Here is a 22,111-nt window from a genome sequence, read left to right as displayed (position 1 = left end):
CTTGATCGTGCCTGAATACCAATCCACACGCTGGAAGCCCTGGAACCGCCGATGAGCATCAGCAAGATCATCGCCACCGCAGTCGCCGAAGCCGCGCTCCCCGACCAATGCAAGGCCTGTGAACGCCATGGCCTACCCATCCTGCCCCTCAGGCAAGCACTCGTACCCGATACTCGACCTGCCTGGATCGCAGATGACGCCCCACCCGTGCCGGGAACCATGGTAGGACTGCGCACACTGCGCAGTGGCTATCTCTACGTGTTGCTCGACGAAAGCATATGGCATGCCTACGAAGTCACCGAGCAGGGGCACCTTCGCCGCTTCGACCCCTATGAGCCCAGGTTCAGTACACCGCCTCCGTTACCGAACAAATGCGTCAACGCGGACCACGACATTCCTTCAGCGTTCTTCAACGTCGATACCGATCGATACAGCACCGCTTGGATTGCATTCTCCAGCGACCCCTGGCCGGTCAGCGTGCTCATTGACTACAGCACTGCAAAGGCGTCATCCGACCGCTTTCAGGTGTTGGACCTGGCCCAGGCCAGGGATAATCCCGGCGACATCGGCCTGGCTATGACGCCCGACCAACTGCAGGTCGATGATCAGGTGTTCGAATACAACCAGCAGCTGGCCGGCCCTTTCGACAGCGCTCATGGATTCCACAGCCGCTTGCTGCGTAAAACCGCACTGCGTGGTTTCGTGGGTAACGCCATGGCGAAGCACGAACTTACGCGAGGTGTTCCTGCCGTGATCCTGCACGACACGGTCGGCCTGATTCAGGAGTACAACCATCAACGTCTAAGCTGGATCGTCAAACGCCAGGCCTGGCGTGAGGATCCGCAGCGCGCCTACCAACTGCAAACCTCGCAGATCCTCCAGATCATCCGCGCGACCCATCGTGAATGGGCGGAGCAGAAGGTCCCGCCTGTCGCCGCCCCTCTCACGGGTGACGGCCCCCCGGTTTTCGTCGATCCAGAAACCGAACGCCAGCGCATCGTCGAAATGCGCCAGCAAGAGAGCGATGCAAGGCTCGAGGAGCGTTACGACGAGCCCCGGCGCGCCGCCTTCCAGTTGGAGTACGACAACCAGGAGGCACGTTTCCAATGGCATATCGATCACCATGCGAAAAACTACGCCGCGCTCTGTGAAAGCGCGGCGTTCGAGATCATCGAGCAGTACGACTACGATGGCCGTGACCGCGATTCAGGCGTGGCGTATAGCAAAACCATGGCTGCGTGTCTGGCAGGCGGCATCACCGAAGCCCTGCGCCCTGACCCTGAGCCTGGCCCCCCTGTCCCTGGAAGCACCGAGGCGCTTTGGCTGAAGTGGTTACGCGACCCGAACAGTCCGGCCTATCGCGCCGTTTTCTTACGCGACCAGGCATTGCTCGCCGCACTGCTTCCCAGCTTCTCTCACAACGAGCCGGTGCAGTGGAATGACAGCGACAAGCTCTATGCGACGCTGACTAAGCTCATTGCCAGCGAGGACCTTGGGCCGCATCTGCGCAACCCCCTAAAACAAGCCGTCAGCGAAACCCAGGGTGCACTGAATGCTGCCACCCAACGCCTGCAAGCCCAACTGACCCCTGGTATTCAGCACGCAGTGCTGCGCCTGAACACAGCCAGTCAGTTGCTCTATAACGGGGTGCACCTGATCGAACTGCGCGTGCCGATGAAACTAGGCGAGTACTACGCCTTGCAGTGCGCTCATGTGCGGGAGGTGCAGCAAAAGGCCAATGAAGCGATGGCCAAGGCACGGGATCGGGTGATGCCGAGCCTCGATGAAATGATGGCCGGTGCCCAAGGCGGGATGCGCAAGGTCAGGCCAATCATCCAGACCGGGCTACTGAGCCTCGCGGTGCTTGACCCGAAGATTGCCAATACGGTGATCAATGTCAGCGTCTGGGTAGAGGGTAAGGCTCATGTATTGCGTGAGCAATTACTGAGGGAGGTCCATTTGAATATCAACCAGCTTGGTAACGCAGCCCAGCTAGGTTTGGTGAATATTTCGGTGGCGGCGGGGACGCTGGAAGCAAGTGCAGCAAAGATACTCAATGGGATACGGGTTAATACTCAGCAAGCTTCGCATTTGGTACGTACTAGTTTCGCTGGATTGAAAGGCATGGCAACAAGCTGGGAGCTGCTACTCAGTCTGGGCGGGCTGTACTTATTGAACAGCAGCCTGCAAAAAAACATAAAAGAGGCTGAGTCTCAGATAGGACGAAACTCTGGCGAGGTCTCGGCTGCATTATATGGCTCGGCCCTCGGCATTATAGCGGGTGGGACAGAGCTCGTTGGGTTAGCACTGAAAGCAGGCACAAACGCAGCCACTGCGACCTCAATGCCAGGTCACAGTAATAATGGCAAGCTTCTAAAACTCGAAAAAGCAGGCATGGGTGTTGCCCGAACGGGTGCAATCGCAACTGCAGCGCTGGGAATATTTGACATCGCGCAAACAGGACTGGCCTCCAAACGGAGCTTCCTTTCGGGAGACCGATTTGCCGCCGCCGCATTCCTCGCAAGCAGCTTACTCTATGTCGCCGGGACGGCTGTATCCGTGCTTGCAGTCTTTCACCCATTGGTACTGGGTCCTGCGGGGATTGCGATTATTCTTAGTCTCGTGGCATTCTCATTAAAAACAAAAGCCGTAGAAGAACGGTCGTCTGCACTTGAATCCTGGGCTAGACGCTGCCACTTCGGAAAAGCTAACGAAACCCCGAGGATACACTGGGACAATCACCTAGAGGCAGACATCGCCTTCGCCGAGCTTAACGCCGCAACACTTGGAATTAGAGCCCAAGCAAAATTCCAAAGCACTAAAACAAACACCCCGTCAAACTCGAGAATCGGGGGGCTGATAAATTTCACAATCAAACAAAGCCTAAACTTTAGAATAAGCATACCCAATTACAACCCAATGCAATCTAGTTACGACTGGAAACTATCTTTCCATCGAGCCGATGATGGCGAATTCCCAAGATTCCATAGTGGCGAGTACATTGCAGAAGAAACCCAAAGCCTATCGCTCGCGACCAGAAAAACGCAAATATTACCAAAAGATTTCTCCTCCCCGAACAAACCGAACAAACCGGACAACCCGGACTACCTGAAAGACAGCATTAAAATAGAGAAAAGACACAACGTCTCATCACACAGCGACTCAGACACCAACCACCTAGAAATAACAGGGACAATTGAGCTAATCCCTACCCTCAGCCAACACAACATAATAGCAGCCACTTTATCCCTTACTTACTGGCCAGAGAAAAGCTCTCCGAATGCGTACGCAGAAATAGTTCTAGTCGAGCAAAACCAATGACTGAAGCAAACATACTACCAGAACGGGAATTTGGCTGGAAATACAACCTACCCTCTCTTGCCGAACAGAACGACACCTTAAGGAATTCCTACCAAATCACAACCCCAAACCACAATCGCATATACATAGAAGTGCCTAGAACCTCAATTAAAATCAGAGGAATAGCAACACTAGGGGCTACAGTATGCTTGCTGTTATTATTACTAGGCCTCCTTCCAATACTACTGCAAAGCCTGGAACTCGGATGGGACTTTAGCCTGCAATCCACACTAGGCGGCATAGCAGTTGTTCTACTTTTATTCCTTTCCTTGTTCCCCTTCGTTAGAATGGACATCGAAATGCCCAAAAACGAACCCATACGTTTCAATCGGGCACGACGAAAAGTTTATTTTTACCAATACAGATTCAACCTCATCAACATGTTCAACAGCACGCTATGGGGAGTAAAACCTATAGTTTACAACTGGGAGGACCTGACTGCGGAAGCTTACAGCGTGTATGCACCAATGGGCTACGGGGGACTGATCGAACGCATTATGATTGCAGTCCGCGAGCCCGGCTCAGGGCAAATAATCGATCGATTGTATTTCTGCCATGGTCTTGAAGAAGGGAAAGAGCGCTGGACGGCCATTCAACTTTTTATGGAACACCGCAATGACGTACTGCTTGAGTTCCGACCGCCTCACAACTCTGACTTCCACGAGCACTACAACGTAATGACTCGGTTCGCCCCGAAAGTCCAATGGCCAACCGAGATGGAAATCGAATCCCGTACCGCACCTAATTCGGCAGAAAAATCATAAATGTCGTACCCTTCAATGCCTGGACACTATACGGCGCAAACGTCGTGAAATCGGGTAGTTGATTCCACCTTCAATGGCAACCCAGTCGCCAAATGAGAGGACGCTGACTGGCTATTGGAATGACACTTCGCCTCCCCCCAAAAGCCAGTCAGACTGGAACGTCACACCGTATCCACCTTCAACGAATGATCATTAAGCATCCCCGTAATGATCGTCGCCGTATCCTGCCCCGCCGATATCACCCCTCCTGCCCCCGCCGTCACCCCATAATGCTGAGCAAGGTCGACACCCGCCAGATCGATCGTCTGCGTCGCATTCGCGCCCGCCACGCTGCTGACCTCGATGGTCGAGACCGCCTGGGTACCGGTGCCGCTGACCTTGAAGTGCAGGTAGTCATCCAGCGATGCCGATGTGGCATTCTCGCCCTGCAACAGTTGCGACAGGTCAAGGTGGTCGTTGCCCAGGCTGAAGTCGGTGATGGTGTCGTGCCCGGTATCGCCCTTGTGCCAGATGAATGTATCGTTGCCCCCTCCCCCGGTCAGCATGTCGTTACCCAGACCACCGGTAAGCTGATTGTCAGCCCCGTTTCCGATCAACGTGTCGTTGTAGTCCGAGCCGATCAGGTTCTCGATGCCGGACAATGTATCGAGCCCAGCGCCTACCGTGTTCTGTTGCGCTCCCACACCCAGGTTGACGGTAACCGCCGAAGTGGCCGAGGCGTAGCTGGCGGTGTCGTTGCCAGGGCCACCGTCGAGCAGATCGTTGCCAGGGCCGCCGATCAACAGATCGTCGCCAGCGCCGCCGTAGAGCTTGTCGTTGCCCTCGCCGCCGGCCAGCACATCGTGCCCATTGCCGCCATGGAGCGTGTCATCGCCACTGCCGGCGAGCAGCACATCGTCATTGTCGGTGCCGGTAAGGGTCGTGCCCGCTTGGTACGTGATGTCCATCGCACCCGTGGCGCTGCTACCGTGACCATCGCTGAGCGTGTAGGTATCGTGGTGCACCTCGTTCTCGGCCTGGGCGTAGTTGACCAGCAAGCTCAGCTTGTAGTCCTCGGAGCCTGATTTGCTGCTGCCGCCAGGGTTGATCTCGTTGATCACATGGATGCTGTACGTGCCGTCATGGCTGGCAGTAAAGCTTTGGCCACTGGCGATCGTCTGGTAGCTGCCGTTTTCATCCCTCCACTCCAAAGTGATGTTGCCGGCGGGGCGATCGTGGTCGAGTTGCAAGGATTCGCCCTTGCGCAGTTGCACCGTGATCACGTCTTCATCATTCGTCCCGCTGCTACCACTCACCGAGCCCAGGTAGCCAAGCACGACCAGGGCCGCGGTCATGTTGCTGGCATTGAGCGCGAATGCACTGCGGTCCAGCGCCTTGAACTGGTTCTCGGTCTTGTTGCCATGGTCGTTGAAGGAAAGGGTCTTGATCGGTCCCGTGCCGAAGCCTGCCCCCTTGTCGGCGAACCCAGTGGCGAAGGTGTTCGGCGACGCGCTCAGCCGATCGTTATCGGCATCGCTGTCATTGTGCAGCAGCGCCTCGGCTGGCACCGTGATGGTCGCCCCGGTGATGTTGGTGATGATGTGGTCGGCACCCGCTACCGGAGCGCTGTTGCCGTTGACCCGCACCGTCAGGATCGCGCTGCTGGTGTCGCCGTCGTTGTCGCTGGCGGTGAAGCCGAAGCGTTCCACGGCATTGCCGCCACTGCCCTTGGCCGAGGTGTAGGTGTAATCACCGGTGTCCATGTCCACCACCAGCGTGCCACCCAGGGCCGTCTTGATGCTGAGCGAGTGGGTCTGCGCGTCGAAAGCGGCCTTGTCCACCCCGCCGGCGACTGTGTAACCACCTTGGCCGTTGGCGGCTTTGGGGTCGAAGGTATAGGTGACGCCATCCACCAACAGGGCCTTGATGAATCCACCGTCGGCACCAAAGCCGCCGCCGCTCATCAGGCTGCCAGTGATCGGGAAGCCTTGCACGGTCCCCGACAGTACCGAACCCAGTTGATTGAGATCGGTGACCACCACCGAGTTGGTGTCGGTATGGCTGTCGCCATCGTAGGCCAATGGGTCGAGCTTGCTGGCGTTGGCGCCATCTCCCATACCGATGGCGTAGGACTTGACCCCGTTACTGTCGAGGAAGGACTCCCAGTTGCCCTCGCGGCTGGCGTCGATGGCATGACCTGAAGTCGGCGCACCGTCCGAGAAGAAATAGCTGACGTTTTGCGCCCCGACCAGCTTGCCAGTCTTGTCGAAGGCGATCTGCGCGGAGTCGACGGCGTCATCGTAGTAGGTAGAGCCGCCTGCCTTTAGATTGGCGACCAGTGCCTTGGCTTGATCGATGCTTACCCACTGGTCGGCCAACACCTTGGCACCCGTGCCGAAGGTGACGATCTGCACTTTGATGTCACCCATGTCGTCGTACTTGTCGAGCAGTGCACTGATCGCTTGCTTGGTCAGCTCCAGGCGGCTCAGACCCGAGACGCCCGAGCTCTGGGCCATGCTGCTGGATACATCGATCACCAGCAGGATATTGGAGTCGATCTGGCTTGGCGTGACCGAACGCTCGGCACATGCAACGCTGGGCACATCATCCACGACGTTGACGGTGATCTTGCCAGTGATGCTGTTACCTAACGAGTCGGTCGCTTTGTAGAGGAATTGGTCCGATGCCGAATTGGCCCCCGGCGTATTGGCCGGAGCGGTCAGCGTGTAGGTGTAGGAGCCATCAGGGTTGATCTGAATCTGGCCATACTGCCCTGTGGCATTTCCGAGCAAGGTGTAGGTAATCGGGCCGATGCCACCGTTGACAGAGCCGGCCAGGCTTCCGGAGGCGGTCTCAGCAGTCGAGGACGGATCGCTACCGATAACGGTGCCAGGCGCCAGATCCTTGCCATCCTGGTTCAGGTCCAGCGCCTTTTCGTACACCTTGACGCCGGCATCGTCGCACACCGACATCGAGACGTCGTGCACCTTGATGGCGATCGTGGTGGTGCTCTCATCCCCATCAGCATCGCGGATGGTGTAAACGAAGGTGTCGGTAGCCCCCGCCGGCGCGACACTGTTCGGGTTGGCGTGGTACACCGCGTTACCTTGAGCATCGAGGGTCAGGTAACCGTACTGGCCCTGGACGTTGGTATCGAGCTGGCCAATGGCGGAGGACGCGGTATTGCTACCGGCGCGCACCCCCACCACGTAGGCGCCATCGGCGCGCACATCGGCACCGATCACATCATTGACCAGCACGTTGCCGCCGACCGTACCGCCTTCGTACACATTGACCAAGTCGCTGTCCGCCTTGGGCACATCGTCGACGATGCTGATCACGATAGTGCTGGTGGTGCTGTTGCCGAGGGAGTCCTTCACCTCGTAGGTGAAGGTTTCCGTCACACTGTTCGCGCCGTCGTTCTGATGCACAGGCGAGTCGGCGGGCGACGTCAGCGTGTAGGTGTACGTGCCATTGGAATTCAGCTGGAGCTGGCCGTATTTCCCCACCGCGTCGTCGATCAAGGTGAAGGTCAGCGCGCCTATACCACCATTGACCGAACCGGCCAGAGCTCCGGAAGCCGTCTCGCCGGTCGAACCCGGCTGACTACCCACCACGGTGCCGGGTGCCAGGTCCTGGCCATCCTGATTCAAATCGAGGGCTTTCTCGTACACCGTCACGCCCGTGTTATCACATACCGACAGCGAGATGTCGTGCACCTTCAGGGTGATGGTCGTGGTGCTTTCATCGCCATCGGCATCACGGATGGTGTACACGAATGTGTCGGTGGCACCAGCCGGCGCCACACTGTTCGGGTTGGCGTGGTACACCGCGTTGCCTTGGGCATCCAGAGTCAGGTAGCCGTACTGGCCTTGCACTTGGGTGTTCAGTTGGCCGATCGCCGAGGTGGAAGTGTTCGAGCCTGCACGCACCCCCACTACATAGGCGCCATCGCCGCGCACGTCGGCACCGGTCACGTCATTGACCAAAACGTTGTCGCTAACCGTACCGCCTTCGTAGACATTGGCGAAGTCGCTGTAGGCCTTGGGCACATCGTCGACGATGGTGATCACGATGGTGCTGGTGGTGCTGTTGCCGAGCGAGTCCTTCACCTCGTAGGTGAAGGATTCCGTCACGCTGTTCGCGCCGTCGTTCTGATGCACGGGCGAATCGGCGGGCGACGTCAGGGTGTAGGTGTAGGTGCCATTGGAATTGAGCTGGAGCTGACCATACTTGCCGAGCGCATTGTCGACGAGGGTGTAGGTCAAGGCTCCTACACCACCGCTGACAGATCCCACCAAGGAGCCGGAAGCCGTCTCGCCGGTCGAACCTGGTTGGCTACCGATCACCGTACCAGGTGCCAGGTCATTGCCATCCTGGTTCAGGTCCAGAGCCTTCTCATACACCGTCACCTCGGTGTCGTCGCAAGCGACCATCGACGAATCATGTACCTTGATGGTGATGGTGGTGGTGCTTTCATCCCCATCGGCATCACGGATGGTGTAGACGAACGTGTCGGTCGCCCCGGCCGGGGCCACGCTGTTCGGGTTGGCGTGATAGACCGCATTGCCCTGGGCATCGAGGGTCAGGTAGCCGTACTGGCCTTGCACTTGGGTGTTCAACTGGCCGATGGCGGAAGATGCGGTATTGCTACCAGCGCGCACCCCCACCACATAGGCGCCGTCGGCGCGCACATCGGCGCCGATCACATCATTGACCAGCACATTGCCGCTGACCGTACCGCCTTCGTACACATTGACGAAATCGCTGTCTGCCTTGGGCACGTCATCGACGATGGTGATCACGATAGTGCTGGTAGTGCTGTTGCCGAGCGAGTCCTTCACCTCGTAGCTGAAGGTTTCCGTCACGCTGTTCGCGCCATCGTTCTGGTGCACAGGCGAATCGGCTGGCGAGGTCAGCGTGTAGGTGTAGGAACCATCCGGGTTGAGCTTGATCTGGCCATACTGGCCTTCGGCATTGCCGACCAAGGTGAAGGTCAATCCACCGACACCCCCGCTGACACCTCCGGCCAGATTGCCAGAGGCCGTTTCACCGGTGGCGTTCGGTTGACTGCCATTCACCTGGCCGGGGGCCAGGTCATTGCCGTCCTGGAGCATGTCCAGTGCTTTTTCGTACACCGTCACGCCACTTGGCCCTGCTACCGTTAGCGAGCAATCCGTGACGTTGATGGTGATGGTCGTGGTGCTTTCATCGCCATCCGTGTCACGAATGGTGTAGACGAAGACATCCGTCGCACCTGCGGGCGCCACGCTGTCCGGGTTGGCGTGGTAAACCGCGTTACCCGCGGCATCGATGGTCAAAGTGCCGTACTGGCCGATGATCTGGGTATTGAGGTTACCGATGGCCGAGGTCGAGGTGTCCGACCCGGCTCGCGCGCCGACCACGACATTGCTCAAGCCTGCCTGGTCCGCCCCCATCTTGTCGTTGAGCAAGACATTGCCCGATACCGTACCGCCCTCCACCACGCTGGCGGAGTCCGGCGCGGCCTGAGGCACATCATCGACGATAGTGACGTCCAGGCTGCCGGTGCTGGTGTCGCCATCCGCATCCTTGGCGATGACCGTGAACTGCTCGCTGATGCTGTTGGCCCCGCCACCGTTGGGGTGACTTTCGTTGTCCAGCAAGGTGTAGCTGTAGCTGACCACCCCGGTGCTCGGGTTGTAGCCGGTCACCGTCAGGGTATTGCCTTCGGGCGTGGTGATCGACTGCGGGAAACCTGCCGCCACGCCATTGCTGACCACCGTGATGCCTCCGACACTCAGGCTCTGCAGCCCATCCGGAGCACTGACCTTGAACGTGCCTTGCTGGGTCAGGGCCGCTTCGTTCGGGGCGCTGCCGTCGGCGAGGTTCTGTTCGTACACGGTCAGCTCGCCGCCCTGCACGTTCAAGCCGTCGAGGGTCACCGGGTCGTCAAGGTTGGTCACGTTCAAGGTCAGCGTCGCGCTGCTGGTGTCGCCGTCGGCGTCCTTGATGGTGTAGGTGAAGGTCTCGACACCGTTGCCGCCGCCACCGAGATTCTTGAAGTCAGGGTCGCTGGTGTTGAGGGTGTAGGTGTAGGAACCGTCGGCTGCCAGCACCAGGGTGCCGTAGGTGCCGGTGAAGGTACCGGCGACCACCGGCCCGCCCGCCACGCGGTCGGCGCCCTGGATATCGTTGGTCAGAACGTTGCCGGTCAGCTCGGTGTGCTGCTCGGTGGCGGTCACGGCATTGGTGTCGTTCAGCGCTTTGGGCTGGTCGTCGACGATATTGACGTCCAGCGTGCCGGTGCTGGTGTCGCCATCCGCATCCTTGGCGATGACCGTGAACTGCTCGCTGATGCTGTTGGCCCCGCCACCGTTGGGGTGACTTTCGTTGTCCAGCAAGGTGTAGCTGTAGCTGACCACCCCGGTGCTCGGGTTGTAGCCGGTCACCGTCAGGGTATTGCCCTCGGGCGTGGTGATCGACTGCGGAAAACCTGCCGCCACGCCATTGCTGACCACCGTGATGCCACCGACACTCAGGCTCTGCAGCCCATCCGGGGCGCTGACCTTGAACGTGCCCTGCTGGGTCAGGGCCGCTTCGTTCGGGGCGCTGCCGTCGGCGAGGTTCTGTTCGTACACGGTCAGCTCGCCGCCCTGCACGTTCAGGCCGTCGAGGGTCACCGGGTCGTCGAGGTTGGTCACGTTCAAGGTCAGCGTTGCGCTACTGGTGTCGCCGTCGGCGTCCTTGATGGTGTAGGTGAAGGTCTCGACACCGTTGCCGCCGCCACCGAGATTCTTGAATTCAGGGTCGCTGGTGTTGAGGGTGTAGGTGTAGGAACCGTCGGCTGCCAGCACCAGGGTGCCGTAGGTGCCGGTGAAGGTACCGGCGACCACCGGCCCGCCCGCCACGCGGTCGGCGCCCTGGATATCGTTGGTCAGAACGTTGCCGGTCAGCTCGGTGTGCTGCTCGGTGGCGGTCACGGCATTGGTGTCGTTCAGCGCTTTGGGCACGTCGTCTCGGATGTTCACATCCAGCGAGCCTTGGGCAACGTCACCATCGCGGTCGCTGACCAGCACCGGGAAATGCTCACCCAGCGTATTGGCGCCGCCACCGTTGGCATGCTGCTCGGCACCATTGAGGGTATAGCTGTAGCTCACCACGCCCGTGGCCGGGTTGTAGCCGGTGATGGTCAGGGTATTGCCCAGTGCCGTGGTGATGGACTGGCCGACACCGGTCACCACGCCTGCAGTGACCACGTTGATGCCACCCACGTTGAGATTGAACACCCCGTCCTCGGCCACCACGGTGAAACTGTCTTGTTGGGTGAGCGCCGCCGGGCTACTGGCCGAACCCTGCGGCAGGTTGGCCTCGTCGAGGGTCAGTTCGCTCGGACTCAGGTCCAAGCCTAGCAAGGTCACGGGATGATCGGTGCCGGGTTCAGGAGGGGTGGGTGGTTGCACCTCGTCGTCATTGCTGGGGTCCAGTCCACCGATTTCGCGACTGGCGAGCTCCGGGAGGCCATTGAAGCCGGCGGTGGGGAAGCCCACTTCCGGGTCCACGCGACCGCCCACCTCGCTCAGCAACACAAAGCTGTGGCCACCGCCCTGGGCACCCGGAGCGCTGTTGCCGGTCGGGCCGGCGGCAGTGGCCTCGGCGACCTCAGTGGGGTCCTGGCCCGCCGCGATGGCCTGCTGGATTCGCTCGACATCGCTGAGCTGCGCGTCGGTAGGCGTCAGATCGGGCGTTTGTACATGGGGTGCCTGGTTGGCCAATAGGTCGCTGCTCATCTCCAGGCGGCTGTCGCGACCCAGTGTCAGCTCGGCGCCATTGTCCAGGTGGACAGCAATGGCCCCGGCAGCACCGGTCTCGACCTGCTCGCCGGCATACAGCCGGTCACCTTCCATCAGGGGGCGACGGCTGCCATCGCGGCCGACTGCGAACACCTCACCTATCACCTTGCCAACCACACCGATCAGTTTAGCCATGACTTGACGCCTCCCCTTGCCAATGGGTTCTTCACAGCGCTGACAGGGGCGGAAATGGAGGCGTGGCGCGGTATGCAAGGGTCTCGCAAACGAAACACCGACAGACCGAAATATCTACCTTGGCAATAGAGAGCGGCGATGTCTACCGCTCGTCACTGCCAATTTTTTGTCGCCAAAAACCGCTTTTGACTGCCTATCCCTGTCCCTAGCTGTAAAGATTCTGGAACTTTCCAAGATCCTTGCAACACGCCTGCTGCAGCGGGTTTTCACATTACTTGTGAGAAACAATGTCCTGCTTTCCATAGTCCGCATAAGTTTTTTTTCGCATAACTTTTATGAAAAACTCTTCTTAGCTCGCGCCAGAAATGTTCTTAGCTCCTTGTTACAAACCTGAAACGGTTTTGATGATAAATATCGCCAATTTTTTGGCGAAACAAGGCGGAACGCTGACACTTTTTGCTGATCAGGGAGATGTACCCCATGCGCGCGCTAACCCCTCTCACCCTTGCGATTCTGGCCGCGGCGCTTTGCGCCAACGCCCAGGCCATGTCGATCACCGAGGCGGTGCAGAGCGCCGTGGACTATCACCCCCAGGTCAGTTCCAACCGCAACAGCACCCTGTCGGCCAATGAGGATGTGAAATTCGCCCGCGGCGGCTACTACCCCACCGTCGATCTGGTCGCAGGTTATGGCCGCCAGCGTTCGGACAACCTCAACACCCGGGGCCTGAACGCCGATGGCACGCGCAATCACAACAAGGAAACTCTCAATTACACCCAATCCGAGCTGCGCTTGCGGCAGATGATCTTCGATGGTTTCAACACCGCCAACGAAGTCGGCCGCACCGAAGCGGTGGCCACCTCTCGCGCCTATTACACCCAGGCCATCGCCCAGGACGTGGCCCTGCGCGCCGTTGAGGTGTACCTGGAGGTGCTCAAGCGCCGCGAGCTGGTGACCCTGGCCAAGAACAACCTGCAGGCACACCTGCGGGTCAACGACCAGATCGGCCTGCGCAGCGAGCGCGGGGTGGGCAGCACCGCCGACCTCGACCAATCCACCGCCCGCCGGGCGTTGGCAGAAAACAACCTGGACACCGCAGAAGTCGACCTGGCCGATGCCGAAGCCAACTTCTACAGCGTGATCGGCCGGGTTCCGGACGAGCTGGAAACGCCGCAGTCGATCCAGCCGCAGATGCCCGCCACCCTGGATGAAGCACGCCAGGGCATGCGCGAGAACAACCCCTATCTGAAGTCGGCCCAGGCCGACGTCAATGCGGCCGAGCAGCAGTACGAAGTGGCCAAGTCCCCCTTCTACCCGCGTCTGGATGCGGTGCTGGCGACCGGCGCCAACAACAACATCGGCGGCGAGCGCGGACATGCCAACAACGATTGGCAGGCGGGCGTCGAACTCAGCTACAACCTGTTCCGCGGCGGCAGCGACAAGGCGCGCCTGCAGTCCGATGCGCACAAGATCAACCAGGCCATGGACATCCGTAACAACGCCCTGCGCGAGCTGACCGAAAACCTCAGCCTGGCTTGGAACGCCATGAACAATGCGCGTAAGCAAACACCCACCGCCCGGGAGTACGCCGAGACCACCCTGCGGGTGCGTGGCGCCTACCAGGACCAGTTCGGCCTGGGCCAACGCACCCTGCTCGATGTGCTCGACAGCGAGAACGAGCTGTACAACGCCAACCGTCGCTATACCGAAGTGCGCTACACCGAAGAGTTTTCGATGTACCGGGTACTGGCCACCATGGGCGAGCTGCTGAGCAAGCAGCGGATTTCCCTGCCGCCCGAAGCCATCGCCAAGACGGATGTGCGAACCGAGGCGCAGTTGCCCGAGATGCGCTGAAGCGCTGCCCCTGGCACTCCTAGCAGTCCTCCTCAACGTGGCGGAGTAGGCCATCGTGACCAGTATGCAAAGCGGGCAATTGCGCCCGGATGTCGACGACCCGTTGCTCGATGGCTTGCTGATCCTGTGTCACCTGCATGGCCGTCCGGCCAGCAGGGCAGGCCTGTGCAGCGGCCTGCCACTGGCCCAGCAGCGTCTGGGAGCCGACCTGCTGCCGCGGGCTGCGGCCCGTGCAGGTTTACAGGGCCGGGTGCTGCAAAGGGCGCTGAGTGACATTTCGCCGCTCAATCTACCCGTACTGCTGTTGCTCAACGATGGCCGCAGCGCCGTGCTGCAGCGCTGGGGAGAAGACGGCCGGGCGCAGATCCTGCCGTGCGAGGCCGATGGTGGCGAGCAATGGGTCGAGCGCGACACGCTGGAGCAAGCCTACACCGGCCGGGCGTTGTTCGCCCGGCCCCGGCATACCCTGGAAGACCTGCGCTCGCCACTGGTGCCCCGGGTCGAGGCCTGGTTCCGCGACACCTTGCGCCATTCGCGCTGGCTGTATGGCGACGCCCTGCTGGCCAGCTTGCTGATCAACCTGTTGGGCCTGATGGTGCCACTGTTCGTGATGCAGACCTACGACCGCGTCGTGCCCAACCAGGCGTTGTCGACGCTGTGGGTGCTGGTGGCTGGGTTGTTCATCGGTACCGCCTTCGAACTGGTGCTGCGCATGGTCCGAGCGCACCTGTTGGACCAGGCCGGCAAGAAAACCGATCTGATTCTGTCGGCGACCCTGTTCGAACGCATCACCGGCATGTCGATGAAAGCCCGCCCCGCCACCGTCGGCGGCTTCGCCCAAAGCATCCACGACTTCCAAGGCCTGCGTGAATTTCTCACCGCAGTGACCCTCACCAGCATCATCGACCTGCCGTTCGTCGCGCTCATGCTGCTGGTGATCGGTCTGCTGGGCGGCTGGCTGGTGCTGATACCGCTGATCGCCTTCCCCTTGGCAGTGGGTTTCGCGTTGTTCATCCAGGCCCGCCTGCGCGATACCGTGCAGAAGAGCCTGAGCCTGGGCGCGGTGCGCCAGGCGCTGCTGATAGAGACCCTCGGAGGCCTGGAAACCCTCAAGGCCTGCGGCGCCGAAAGCGAACGCCAATACCAGTGGGAGCACACCAACGGCGCCATCGCCCGCCTCGATGCCCATGCCCGCAATCTGTCGTCACTGGCCAGCAACGGCACGCTGTTCATCCAGCAATTCTGCGGCATGGCCACCATCGTCGCCGGGGTATACAGCATCATCGCCGGCAACCTCAGTGTCGGCGCCCTGGTCGCCAGCTACATGCTCGGCAGCCGGGTGCTGGCCCCGCTGGGCCAGATCGCCGGGTTGATCACCCGCTATCAACAAGCCCAGTTGACCATGCACAGCACCGATGCGCTGATGGCTTTGCCACAAGAGCGTCTGGCCGAGCAGCAAGCCTTGGAGCACACCACGCTCAAGGGTGGCCTGGCCTTGAGCCACGTGACCTTCCGCTACCCTGGTCAGGCGTCGGCTGCGTTGCAGGATATCAACCTGTCGATCCAGCCTGGCGAACGCATCGGCATCATTGGCCGCAGTGGCTCGGGCAAGAGCACCCTGGCGCGCATGCTGATGGGGTTCCACCATCCCGATGACGGCCAGGTGCTGCTGGACAACCTCGACTTACGTCAATTGGACATCGCCGACCTGCGCAGTCAGATCGGTTATGTCGCCCACGACCTGCCACTGCTGGCCGGCAGCCTGCGCGACAACCTCACCCTCGGCGCTCGGCACGTCAGCGATGCGCGCATGCTCGAAGTGGCCGAGCTGACCGGCGTCACCGAACTGGCCCGGCAACACCCGAACGGCTTCGACCGCCCGGTGGGCGAGCGCGGCCAGCTGTTGTCGGGCGGCCAACGCCAGGCCGTGCTGCTGGCGCGCGCCTTGCTGCTCGAGCCGACCCTTCTGATTCTCGACGAACCCACCAGCCACATGGACAACAGCGGCGAGGAACAACTGCGCCAACGCCTGTTGGCCTGGGTGCCGGGCAAGACCCTGTTACTGGTGACTCACCGCACCTCGATGCTCAGCCTGGTGGATCGGCTGTTGGTGCTGGACAACGGCAAGATCGTCGCCGATGGACCGAAGGATGCGGTCATCGATGCCTTGCGCAAAGGCCGCGTTGGCGCAGCGCTGTAGACGCGTGCCTAAGCGCGATGAAAGCAACGCGACTCACGCCCCGCGGCAAGAGAGGTAGTCCATGACAATCGGCCACAGCGTTCGCAGCTCCCACGGCGCCGACAAGAACGCCGAGCGCGACTACATGCCGGAGCTGGCCGGCGCCACGTTGCAGGATTCCCCGCGCCTGTCGCGCCTGACCGTGTGGCTGGCGGCGTTACTGCTGCTGGTTGCGCTGGTCTGGGCCAGCCTGGCGGTGCTCGATGAAGTGACCGTGGGCGAAGGCAAGGCGATCCCGTCGAGCAAAATACAGGTGGTACAGAATCTCGAGGGCGGAATCGTCACCGAACTGTTCGTGCGCGAAGGGCAAATGGTCGAAAAAGGCGCGACGCTGTTGCGTCTGGACGACACCCGTTTCCGCTCGAACAAGGGTGAGAGCGAGGCCGATCGCTACGCACTCATGGCCCAGGTCGAACGTTTATCAGCCGAGTCCGAAGGCCGACCTTTCGTGTTGTCGGAGGAAGTTCGCGCCAAGGCACCCCAGGTCGCCGAGGACGAGCAAGCCTTGTACGACTCGCGTCAGCTGCGTCTGGCCAGCGAAAAACAGACCCTCGCCGAGCAATTGCGGCAAAAGACCCAGGAACTGGCCGAGTTCCGCTCCAAGGTCGATCAATACCGCTCGGCCTTGGGCCTGTTGCAGCAAGAGTTGAACATGTCGACACCACTGGTGGGCACCGGCGCCATCTCGCCCGTGGAAATCCTGCGCCTCAAGCAACGCACGGTCGAAGCCCGCGGACAGCTCAACGCCACCAGCCTGGCCATCCCACGTGCCGAAGCGGCGGTGGCGGAGATCAAGAGCAAGGTGCAGGAGTCCGATGCGACGTTCCGCTCCGAGGCGGCCAAGGAGCTCAATGACAAGCGCACCGAGTTGTCGAAGATCACCGCCACCAGCATCGCCATCGATGACCGGGTCAAACGCACCACGGTGGTGTCGCCGGTACGTGGCATCATCAAGCTGCTCAAGGTCAACACCATCGGCGGGGTGGTGCAGCCCGGCAGCGATTTGGTGGAAATCGTGCCGATCGAAGACAACCTGCTGATCGAGGCCAAGGTCCGGCCACAGGACGTTGCTTTCCTGCATCCCGGTCAACAGGCGATGGTCAAGTTCAGTGCCTACGATTACACCATCTATGGCGGGTTGAAGGCCAAGCTGGAGATGATCAGCGCCGACACCGTCACCGACGACAAGGGCAATGCGTTCTATCTGATCCAGGTGCGGACCGACAAGAACCACCTGGGTGGCGATAACAAGCCGCTGCTGATCATTCCGGGGATGATTGCCACGGTGGATATCATCACCGGGCAGAAAAGCGTGCTGGATTATCTGCTCAAGCCGGTGCTCAAGGCGCGGACCGAGGCGTTACGCGAGCGTTGATGTTCTCACCAACACCGAAAACCTCACGACAAGCGCTTCAATCCCCCCCATGATTACGCGCAAACACCTCGGCCCCCATCGCTTCGATCTGCCCCTCGATCAACGCCTCGAACGGGCGTAGCAACTCATCGAAACTCGCCGGTTGCTCCAGCACGTTCAACGCCTGCACCACCGCCTCGATGGTCGAAACCGCCCCGGGCTCCGGTGCCTTGCGCAGGCGATATCGCGACGGTGCCACCTGAGCCAGCGTGACCCTGGGCAGCGCCTCGAGCAGCGGGTTCAGGTACAGCAGCTTGCGCGCCTTGCGCCAGGTGCCGTCGGGGACCACCAACAACAGCGGCGTATCGTCGGCCTCGGCACAAGCCTCCAGCACCTGGGCCTCGTCACCAGGAAACAGCAGCACTGGCCGGTAACCCGGCGTCGACAACAGCTGGTCGAGGTCGTCGAACACTTCACCGACGCGCAGTTCGGCATTGACCAGGCCAAGCGCCGCGAAGCGCGCAGTGTTGAGCGCGTGGTCGGTTTCACTGGGATGCTGCAGCAGGACCACACGGGTGCGGCTGGCAAGCGACGGGATCAACGCACAGAGGCAGTGATCGAGCGGGCGCTGGCAGCGCCCGCAACGGGGTCTGGGCATGGGGTTCTCCTTACCCGGCACAGTGTGCCATAGGAGCGCCGGCCACGCCCTCGATCATCAGCGGTTGAAGCGCTCCGCCAGATCATGCAGGTACTCGGCCATGCGCTCCAGGTCCTGGCTGATCTCGGCGCCCTGCTTGGCCTGCCCCGCCGTCTCGTCGCACAGATGGCTGATGCGCACGATCTGTTGGTTGATGTCTTCGGCAACGTGGCTCTGCTGCTCCGAAGCTGTCGCCATTTGCTGGCTCATCCCGGTAATCCGACTGACCGCCTGGGCGATACCGGTCAGCGCTGCCTGCACAGCTTCGACGCTCTGTACGCTGTCGCGGGAAATCTGCTCGCCACGGCTGGCGGTGCTCACGGCCCGTTCGGCACTAGCGCGCAAGCTGGCGATGATCTGGTGGATTTCCTCGGTGGACGAGCGGGTACGACGGGCCAGCGATCGTACTTCATCGGCAACCACCGCAAATCCACGCCCCTGCTCACCGGCCCGCGCCGCCTCGATCGCGGCATTGAGCGCCAGCAGGTTGGTCTGCTCGGCAATCGAGGTGATCACATCGACCACGCTACCGATCGACTGGGTCTGCTCGGCCAGGGCATTGACCGCCTGGCCGATGTCATCGACCGCATCGCTCATGCTGCCCATCGCCTTCAGGCTCTGCTGCGCCAGCTCACTGCCCTGCTGAGCCAGTTGGTCGGCATCACCGGCAGCATGGGCGGTACTCTGCACGTTGTGCGCGACCTCCTGGATGGTCGCCGCCATCTGCGAGATCGCCGTCGCCGACTGATCGGTTTCGCTGCGCTGACGGTCGAGCATCTGCGCCTGGGCCTCGGACAGGTCGGCAGATTGCGCCGCGCGCGCCTTGACCCCGACCCCAGCATCCACCAAACGGGTCAACGCGGTCTGCAGGCGGGCCTCCTCGCTGAACATCGCCAGGTCCAGCTGCGCTTGCAGTCCAGGGTTGTCACTGTAGGTCAGGGCCACCAACGGGCTGGTGAACGCCTTGGGATGCTCGCCCAAGGTGCGGCGTATCGCTCGGTTGTGCTGATGCTCGAGCAGTACCCAGCTCCCCAGCAGGCTGGCCGCCAAAACCCCTAGTGCCACAGGTGTCGGCAACCACAGGAAACCGGCAGCTGACGCCAAACCGGCACCGAGCAAGGGCCAGCCACGCACCAAACCCTGCCCCAGGCGGGCGATCGCCGGCACCGGTGAGCGCCCAGCGCGCAGACGTGCATAGAGCGCCTCGGCCCGACGGATCTGATCCCGCGTGGGCACCGAGCGCACCGATTCATAGCCGCTGATGCGGCCGTTCTCGTAGATGGCCGTCACATAGGCACTCACCCAGTAATAGTCGCCGTTCTTAGCGCGGTTCTTGACCACCCCCATCCACGGCTTGCCTTGCTTGATGGTCTCCCACATGTGACCGAACACCGCTGCCGGCATGTCCGGATGGCGCACCAGATTGTGCGGCTGACCGACCAGCTCATCGTAGGTAAAGCCGCTGATCGCTACGAACGCATCGTTGCAGTAGGTGATCCGGCTATCGAGGTCGGTCGTGGAAATCAGCCGTTGCTCGCCGGAGAAGGTTCTTTCGTGCTCGGTCAAAGGCAAGTTCATGCGCATCTTTGGTTGGTCCTTCTAGGTAATACAATGGAGACACCAACAACGCATATTGATGTTTAGCAGAAAGCTAGAGAGGTTAGCGGTCAGTTTCTGTAGGACATTAGGACGATCCAACAAAAAACTTACCCCCAGAATTCCATCAGCCGACGTTGAGTTGACTCTTGAGCAGATCGCGGAAGGTCTGGATCAAAGGTTCGCGACTGCGGCCACGACGGATGATCAGCGAGAAAGGCGCCTGATAGCCGAAAGTAGCCGGCGACAGTACCCGCAAGTCGCCCTTGTCGACCCAGGCCTGGGCATAGTGCTCCGGCAGATAGCCGATATAGGCCCCAGACAGGATCAGGATCAACTGCGCTTCCATGCTGTCGACCGTTGCCGCACTGTGCTTGAAGCCATGACGGGCCAACTCGGCCTGGCTCCAGTAGCCACGGCCGACCATGCGCTGCTGGGTCACGACCTGCTCGGGGATGCGCCGCTCGGCATACAGCGGGTGACGACTGCTGCAGTACAGCCAGTGCTGCTCGCGGTACAACGGCTGGTAGACCAGCCCACTCATGCGCGAGGAGAAGGCACCGATGGCCAGGTCCAGGCGGTTGTCCTGCACGCCGAGCTGCAACTCGTAGGGGCTGGACACCGACAGGTGCAAGTGCACCGCCGGATGCTCCTGGCTGTAGGCCCCGATGGCCTCGGCCAGCGGCAGTGCGCGGTCACCGACAGTGGAGTCGATCACGCCCAGGTTAAGGGTGCCGCGCAGTTCGCCCTTGAGCGCCGCGGCGTACTGTTCGAAACCGTCCAGTTCGGCCAGCAGGCGCAGGGTTTCCTGGTGGAACAGCTCACCCTTGCTGGTCAGGCTGAAACCACCACGGCCACGGTGGCAGAGCACGATACCAAGTGCGCCCTCCAGCTGGCTCATGTAGGTGCTGATGGCCGACGTCGACAGGTTGAGCTCACGCTGGGCGTTGGCGAAGCCTTGGTGGCGCACCACGCTGACGAAGATACGCAGCAGTTTCAGATCGGGCAGTGTCGAGGCCATGGTGCAGAGGTTCGGCGGCGTGTATTGCAGGCAGTCTACCCCCTCTCACCGCCTTTAGTTCAGAAAAATCTGAAGTAAGTTTTTGCCGGTAGCGATTCTTCCGAGCCACTACCTTGCGCAGACTGCGCCGAAACATCCCTACCCGCCGGGCTTCTTCCGATCGAGACGCGCGGCGGTACAGGTTCGAACAAACAGAACAATCGACCGACTGATGAGGCCCACCGTGGACAAGATTCTCCACCAACCACTGGGCGGCAACGAAATGCCGCGTTTCGGCGGCATCGCCACCATGCTGCGTCTTCCCCACCTGCAAAGCGCCGCCGGCCTCGATGCCGCGTTCATCGGCGTACCGCTGGACATCGGCACCTCGCTGCGCTCGGGCACCCGCTTCGGACCGCGGCAAATTCGCGCCGAGTCGGTGATGATCCGCCCTTACAACATGGCGACTGGCGCCGCGCCGTTCGACTCGCTGTCGGTGGCCGACATCGGCGATGTGGCGATCAACACCTTCAACCTGCTCGACGCCGTACGCATCATCGAGGAGGCCTATGACGAAATCCTCGAGCACGACATCATCCCGTTGACCCTTGGCGGCGACCACACCATCACCCTGCCGATCCTGCGCGCCCTGCACAAGAAACACGGCAAGATCGGCCTGGTGCACATCGACGCTCACGCCGACGTCAACGACCATATGTTCGGTGAGAAGATCGCCCACGGCACCACCTTCCGTCGCGCCGTCGAAGAAGGCCTGCTCGACTGCGACCGCGTGGTCCAGATCGGCCTGCGCGCCCAGGGCTACACCGCCGACGACTTCAACTGGAGCCGCCGCCAGGGCTTTCGCGTGGTGCAGGCCGAAGAGTGCTGGCACAAGTCGCTGCAACCGCTGATGGCCGAAGTCCGCGAAAAAGTCGGCGGTGGCCCGGTGTACCTGTCGTTCGACATCGACGGCATCGACCCGGCCTGGGCTCCAGGCACCGGCACCCCGGAAATCGGCGGCTTGACCACCATCCAGGCGATGGAGATCATTCGTGGCTGCCAAGGCCTGGACCTGATCGGCTGCGACCTGGTGGAAGTTTCTCCGCCCTACGACACCACCGGCAACACCTCGTTGCTGGGTGCCAACCTGCTGTTCGAGATGCTCTGCGTACTGCCGGGCGTCGTCCACCGCTGATCCGGCCCAGGCGGCCCTGATGGCCGCCGATACCCCACGAGAACGCCGGGCGCAGTCGCCGCCCGCGTGCTCGACCGCGCCATAATAAAGACAATCGGGAGACCCC

The 22,111-nt window shown here is 61.1% G+C and carries 10 protein-coding genes and 1 pseudogene; 6 read left to right on the top strand and 5 right to left on the bottom strand.

Annotated elements, in window-relative coordinates:
- The first annotated feature begins 51 nt into the window (after positions 1-51).
- Both E2H86_RS25965 and E2H86_RS26260 read left to right on the top strand, forming a co-directional pair.
- Entirely contained in the window at positions 52-3,321 is a 3,270-nt protein-coding gene (locus E2H86_RS25965) for a T6SS effector BTH_I2691 family protein (protein ID WP_165976060.1), read from the top strand.
- Positions 3,318-4,124, top strand: a complete 807-nt coding sequence (locus E2H86_RS26260; protein WP_243744051.1) for a DUF6708 domain-containing protein — start codon at positions 3,318-3,320, stop codon at positions 4,122-4,124. Before E2H86_RS25965 ends, E2H86_RS26260 begins: the two co-directional genes overlap by 4 nt.
- Before the next feature lie 161 nt (positions 4,125-4,285).
- On the opposite strand, the gene E2H86_RS12470 is transcribed toward E2H86_RS26260, so the two are convergent.
- A complete protein-coding gene (locus E2H86_RS12470; RefSeq protein WP_133328166.1) occupies positions 4,286-12,070 on the bottom strand; it encodes a retention module-containing protein in 7,785 nt (2,594 codons plus the stop codon).
- 480 nt (positions 12,071-12,550) lie between these two features.
- Between E2H86_RS12470 and E2H86_RS12465 the strand changes: the two genes are divergently transcribed.
- The 3 genes from E2H86_RS12465 (at position 12,551) to E2H86_RS12455 (ending at position 17,538) form a co-directional block, all read left to right on the top strand.
- Positions 12,551-13,924: a TolC family outer membrane protein gene (locus E2H86_RS12465; RefSeq protein WP_133328164.1), complete on the top strand. Its 1,374-nt coding sequence runs from the start codon at positions 12,551-12,553 to the stop codon at positions 13,922-13,924.
- A 64-nt stretch (positions 13,925-13,988) separates the two neighbouring features.
- Positions 13,989-16,124: a type I secretion system permease/ATPase gene (locus tag E2H86_RS12460; protein WP_133328408.1), complete on the top strand. Its 2,136-nt coding sequence runs from the start codon at positions 13,989-13,991 to the stop codon at positions 16,122-16,124.
- A 61-nt stretch (positions 16,125-16,185) separates the two neighbouring features.
- Positions 16,186-17,538 (top strand): HlyD family type I secretion periplasmic adaptor subunit, encoded by a 1,353-nt coding sequence (locus E2H86_RS12455; protein ID WP_133328162.1) that lies wholly within the window; start codon positions 16,186-16,188, stop codon positions 17,536-17,538.
- 37 nt (positions 17,539-17,575) lie between these two features.
- Here the strand turns inward: E2H86_RS12455 and E2H86_RS12450 are convergent, their stop codons facing one another.
- The 4 genes and pseudogenes from E2H86_RS12450 to E2H86_RS12440 form a co-directional block, all read right to left on the bottom strand.
- Positions 17,576-18,175 carry a tRNA-uridine aminocarboxypropyltransferase gene (locus E2H86_RS12450; protein WP_133328160.1) on the bottom strand — a complete coding sequence of 200 codons (600 nt, stop codon included), beginning with the start codon at positions 18,173-18,175 and terminating at the stop codon, positions 17,576-17,578.
- Between the two features lie 57 nt (positions 18,176-18,232).
- Positions 18,233-19,264: a methyl-accepting chemotaxis protein gene (locus tag E2H86_RS12445; protein WP_409977280.1), complete on the bottom strand. Its 1,032-nt coding sequence runs from the start codon at positions 19,262-19,264 to the stop codon at positions 18,233-18,235.
- Positions 19,265-19,516: 252 nt separating this feature from the next.
- Positions 19,517-19,792: pseudogene (locus E2H86_RS26805) on the bottom strand (PAS domain-containing protein); the annotation flags it as partial.
- A gap of 145 nt (positions 19,793-19,937) precedes the next feature.
- A complete protein-coding gene (locus E2H86_RS12440; RefSeq protein ID WP_133328156.1) occupies positions 19,938-20,831 on the bottom strand; it encodes a LysR family transcriptional regulator in 894 nt (297 codons plus the stop codon).
- 223 nt (positions 20,832-21,054) lie between these two features.
- Between E2H86_RS12440 and speB the strand changes: the two genes are divergently transcribed.
- Entirely contained in the window at positions 21,055-22,005 is a 951-nt protein-coding gene (gene speB, locus E2H86_RS12435; RefSeq protein WP_133328154.1) for an agmatinase, read from the top strand.
- The last annotated feature ends 106 nt before the right edge of the window (positions 22,006-22,111 follow it).

The sequence above is a fragment of the Pseudomonas putida genome (assembly GCF_004357765.1).
Lineage (GTDB): Bacteria > Pseudomonadota > Gammaproteobacteria > Pseudomonadales > Pseudomonadaceae > Aquipseudomonas > Aquipseudomonas putida_U.
Note: the sequence above shows the minus strand (reverse complement) of the source record. Positions and strands in the feature narration are given on the sequence as shown.

Excerpts from the sequence above, each read along its gene's own strand:
- E2H86_RS12460 (WP_133328408.1), top strand. The coding sequence starts at position 13,989 with ATGCAAAGCGGGCAATTGCGCCCGGATGTCGACGACCCGTTGCTCGAT.
- E2H86_RS12455 (WP_133328162.1), top strand. The coding sequence starts at position 16,186 with ATGACAATCGGCCACAGCGTTCGCAGCTCCCACGGCGCCGACAAGAAC.
- E2H86_RS12440 (WP_133328156.1), bottom strand. The coding sequence starts at position 20,831 with ATGGCCTCGACACTGCCCGATCTGAAACTGCTGCGTATCTTCGTCAGC.
- E2H86_RS12470 (WP_133328166.1), bottom strand. The coding sequence starts at position 12,070 with ATGGCTAAACTGATCGGTGTGGTTGGCAAGGTGATAGGTGAGGTGTTC.
- E2H86_RS12465 (WP_133328164.1), top strand. The coding sequence starts at position 12,551 with ATGCGCGCGCTAACCCCTCTCACCCTTGCGATTCTGGCCGCGGCGCTT.
- E2H86_RS12450 (WP_133328160.1), bottom strand. The coding sequence starts at position 18,175 with ATGCCCAGACCCCGTTGCGGGCGCTGCCAGCGCCCGCTCGATCACTGC.
- E2H86_RS26260 (WP_243744051.1), top strand. The coding sequence starts at position 3,318 with ATGACTGAAGCAAACATACTACCAGAACGGGAATTTGGCTGGAAATAC.
- E2H86_RS25965 (WP_165976060.1), top strand. The coding sequence starts at position 52 with ATGAGCATCAGCAAGATCATCGCCACCGCAGTCGCCGAAGCCGCGCTC.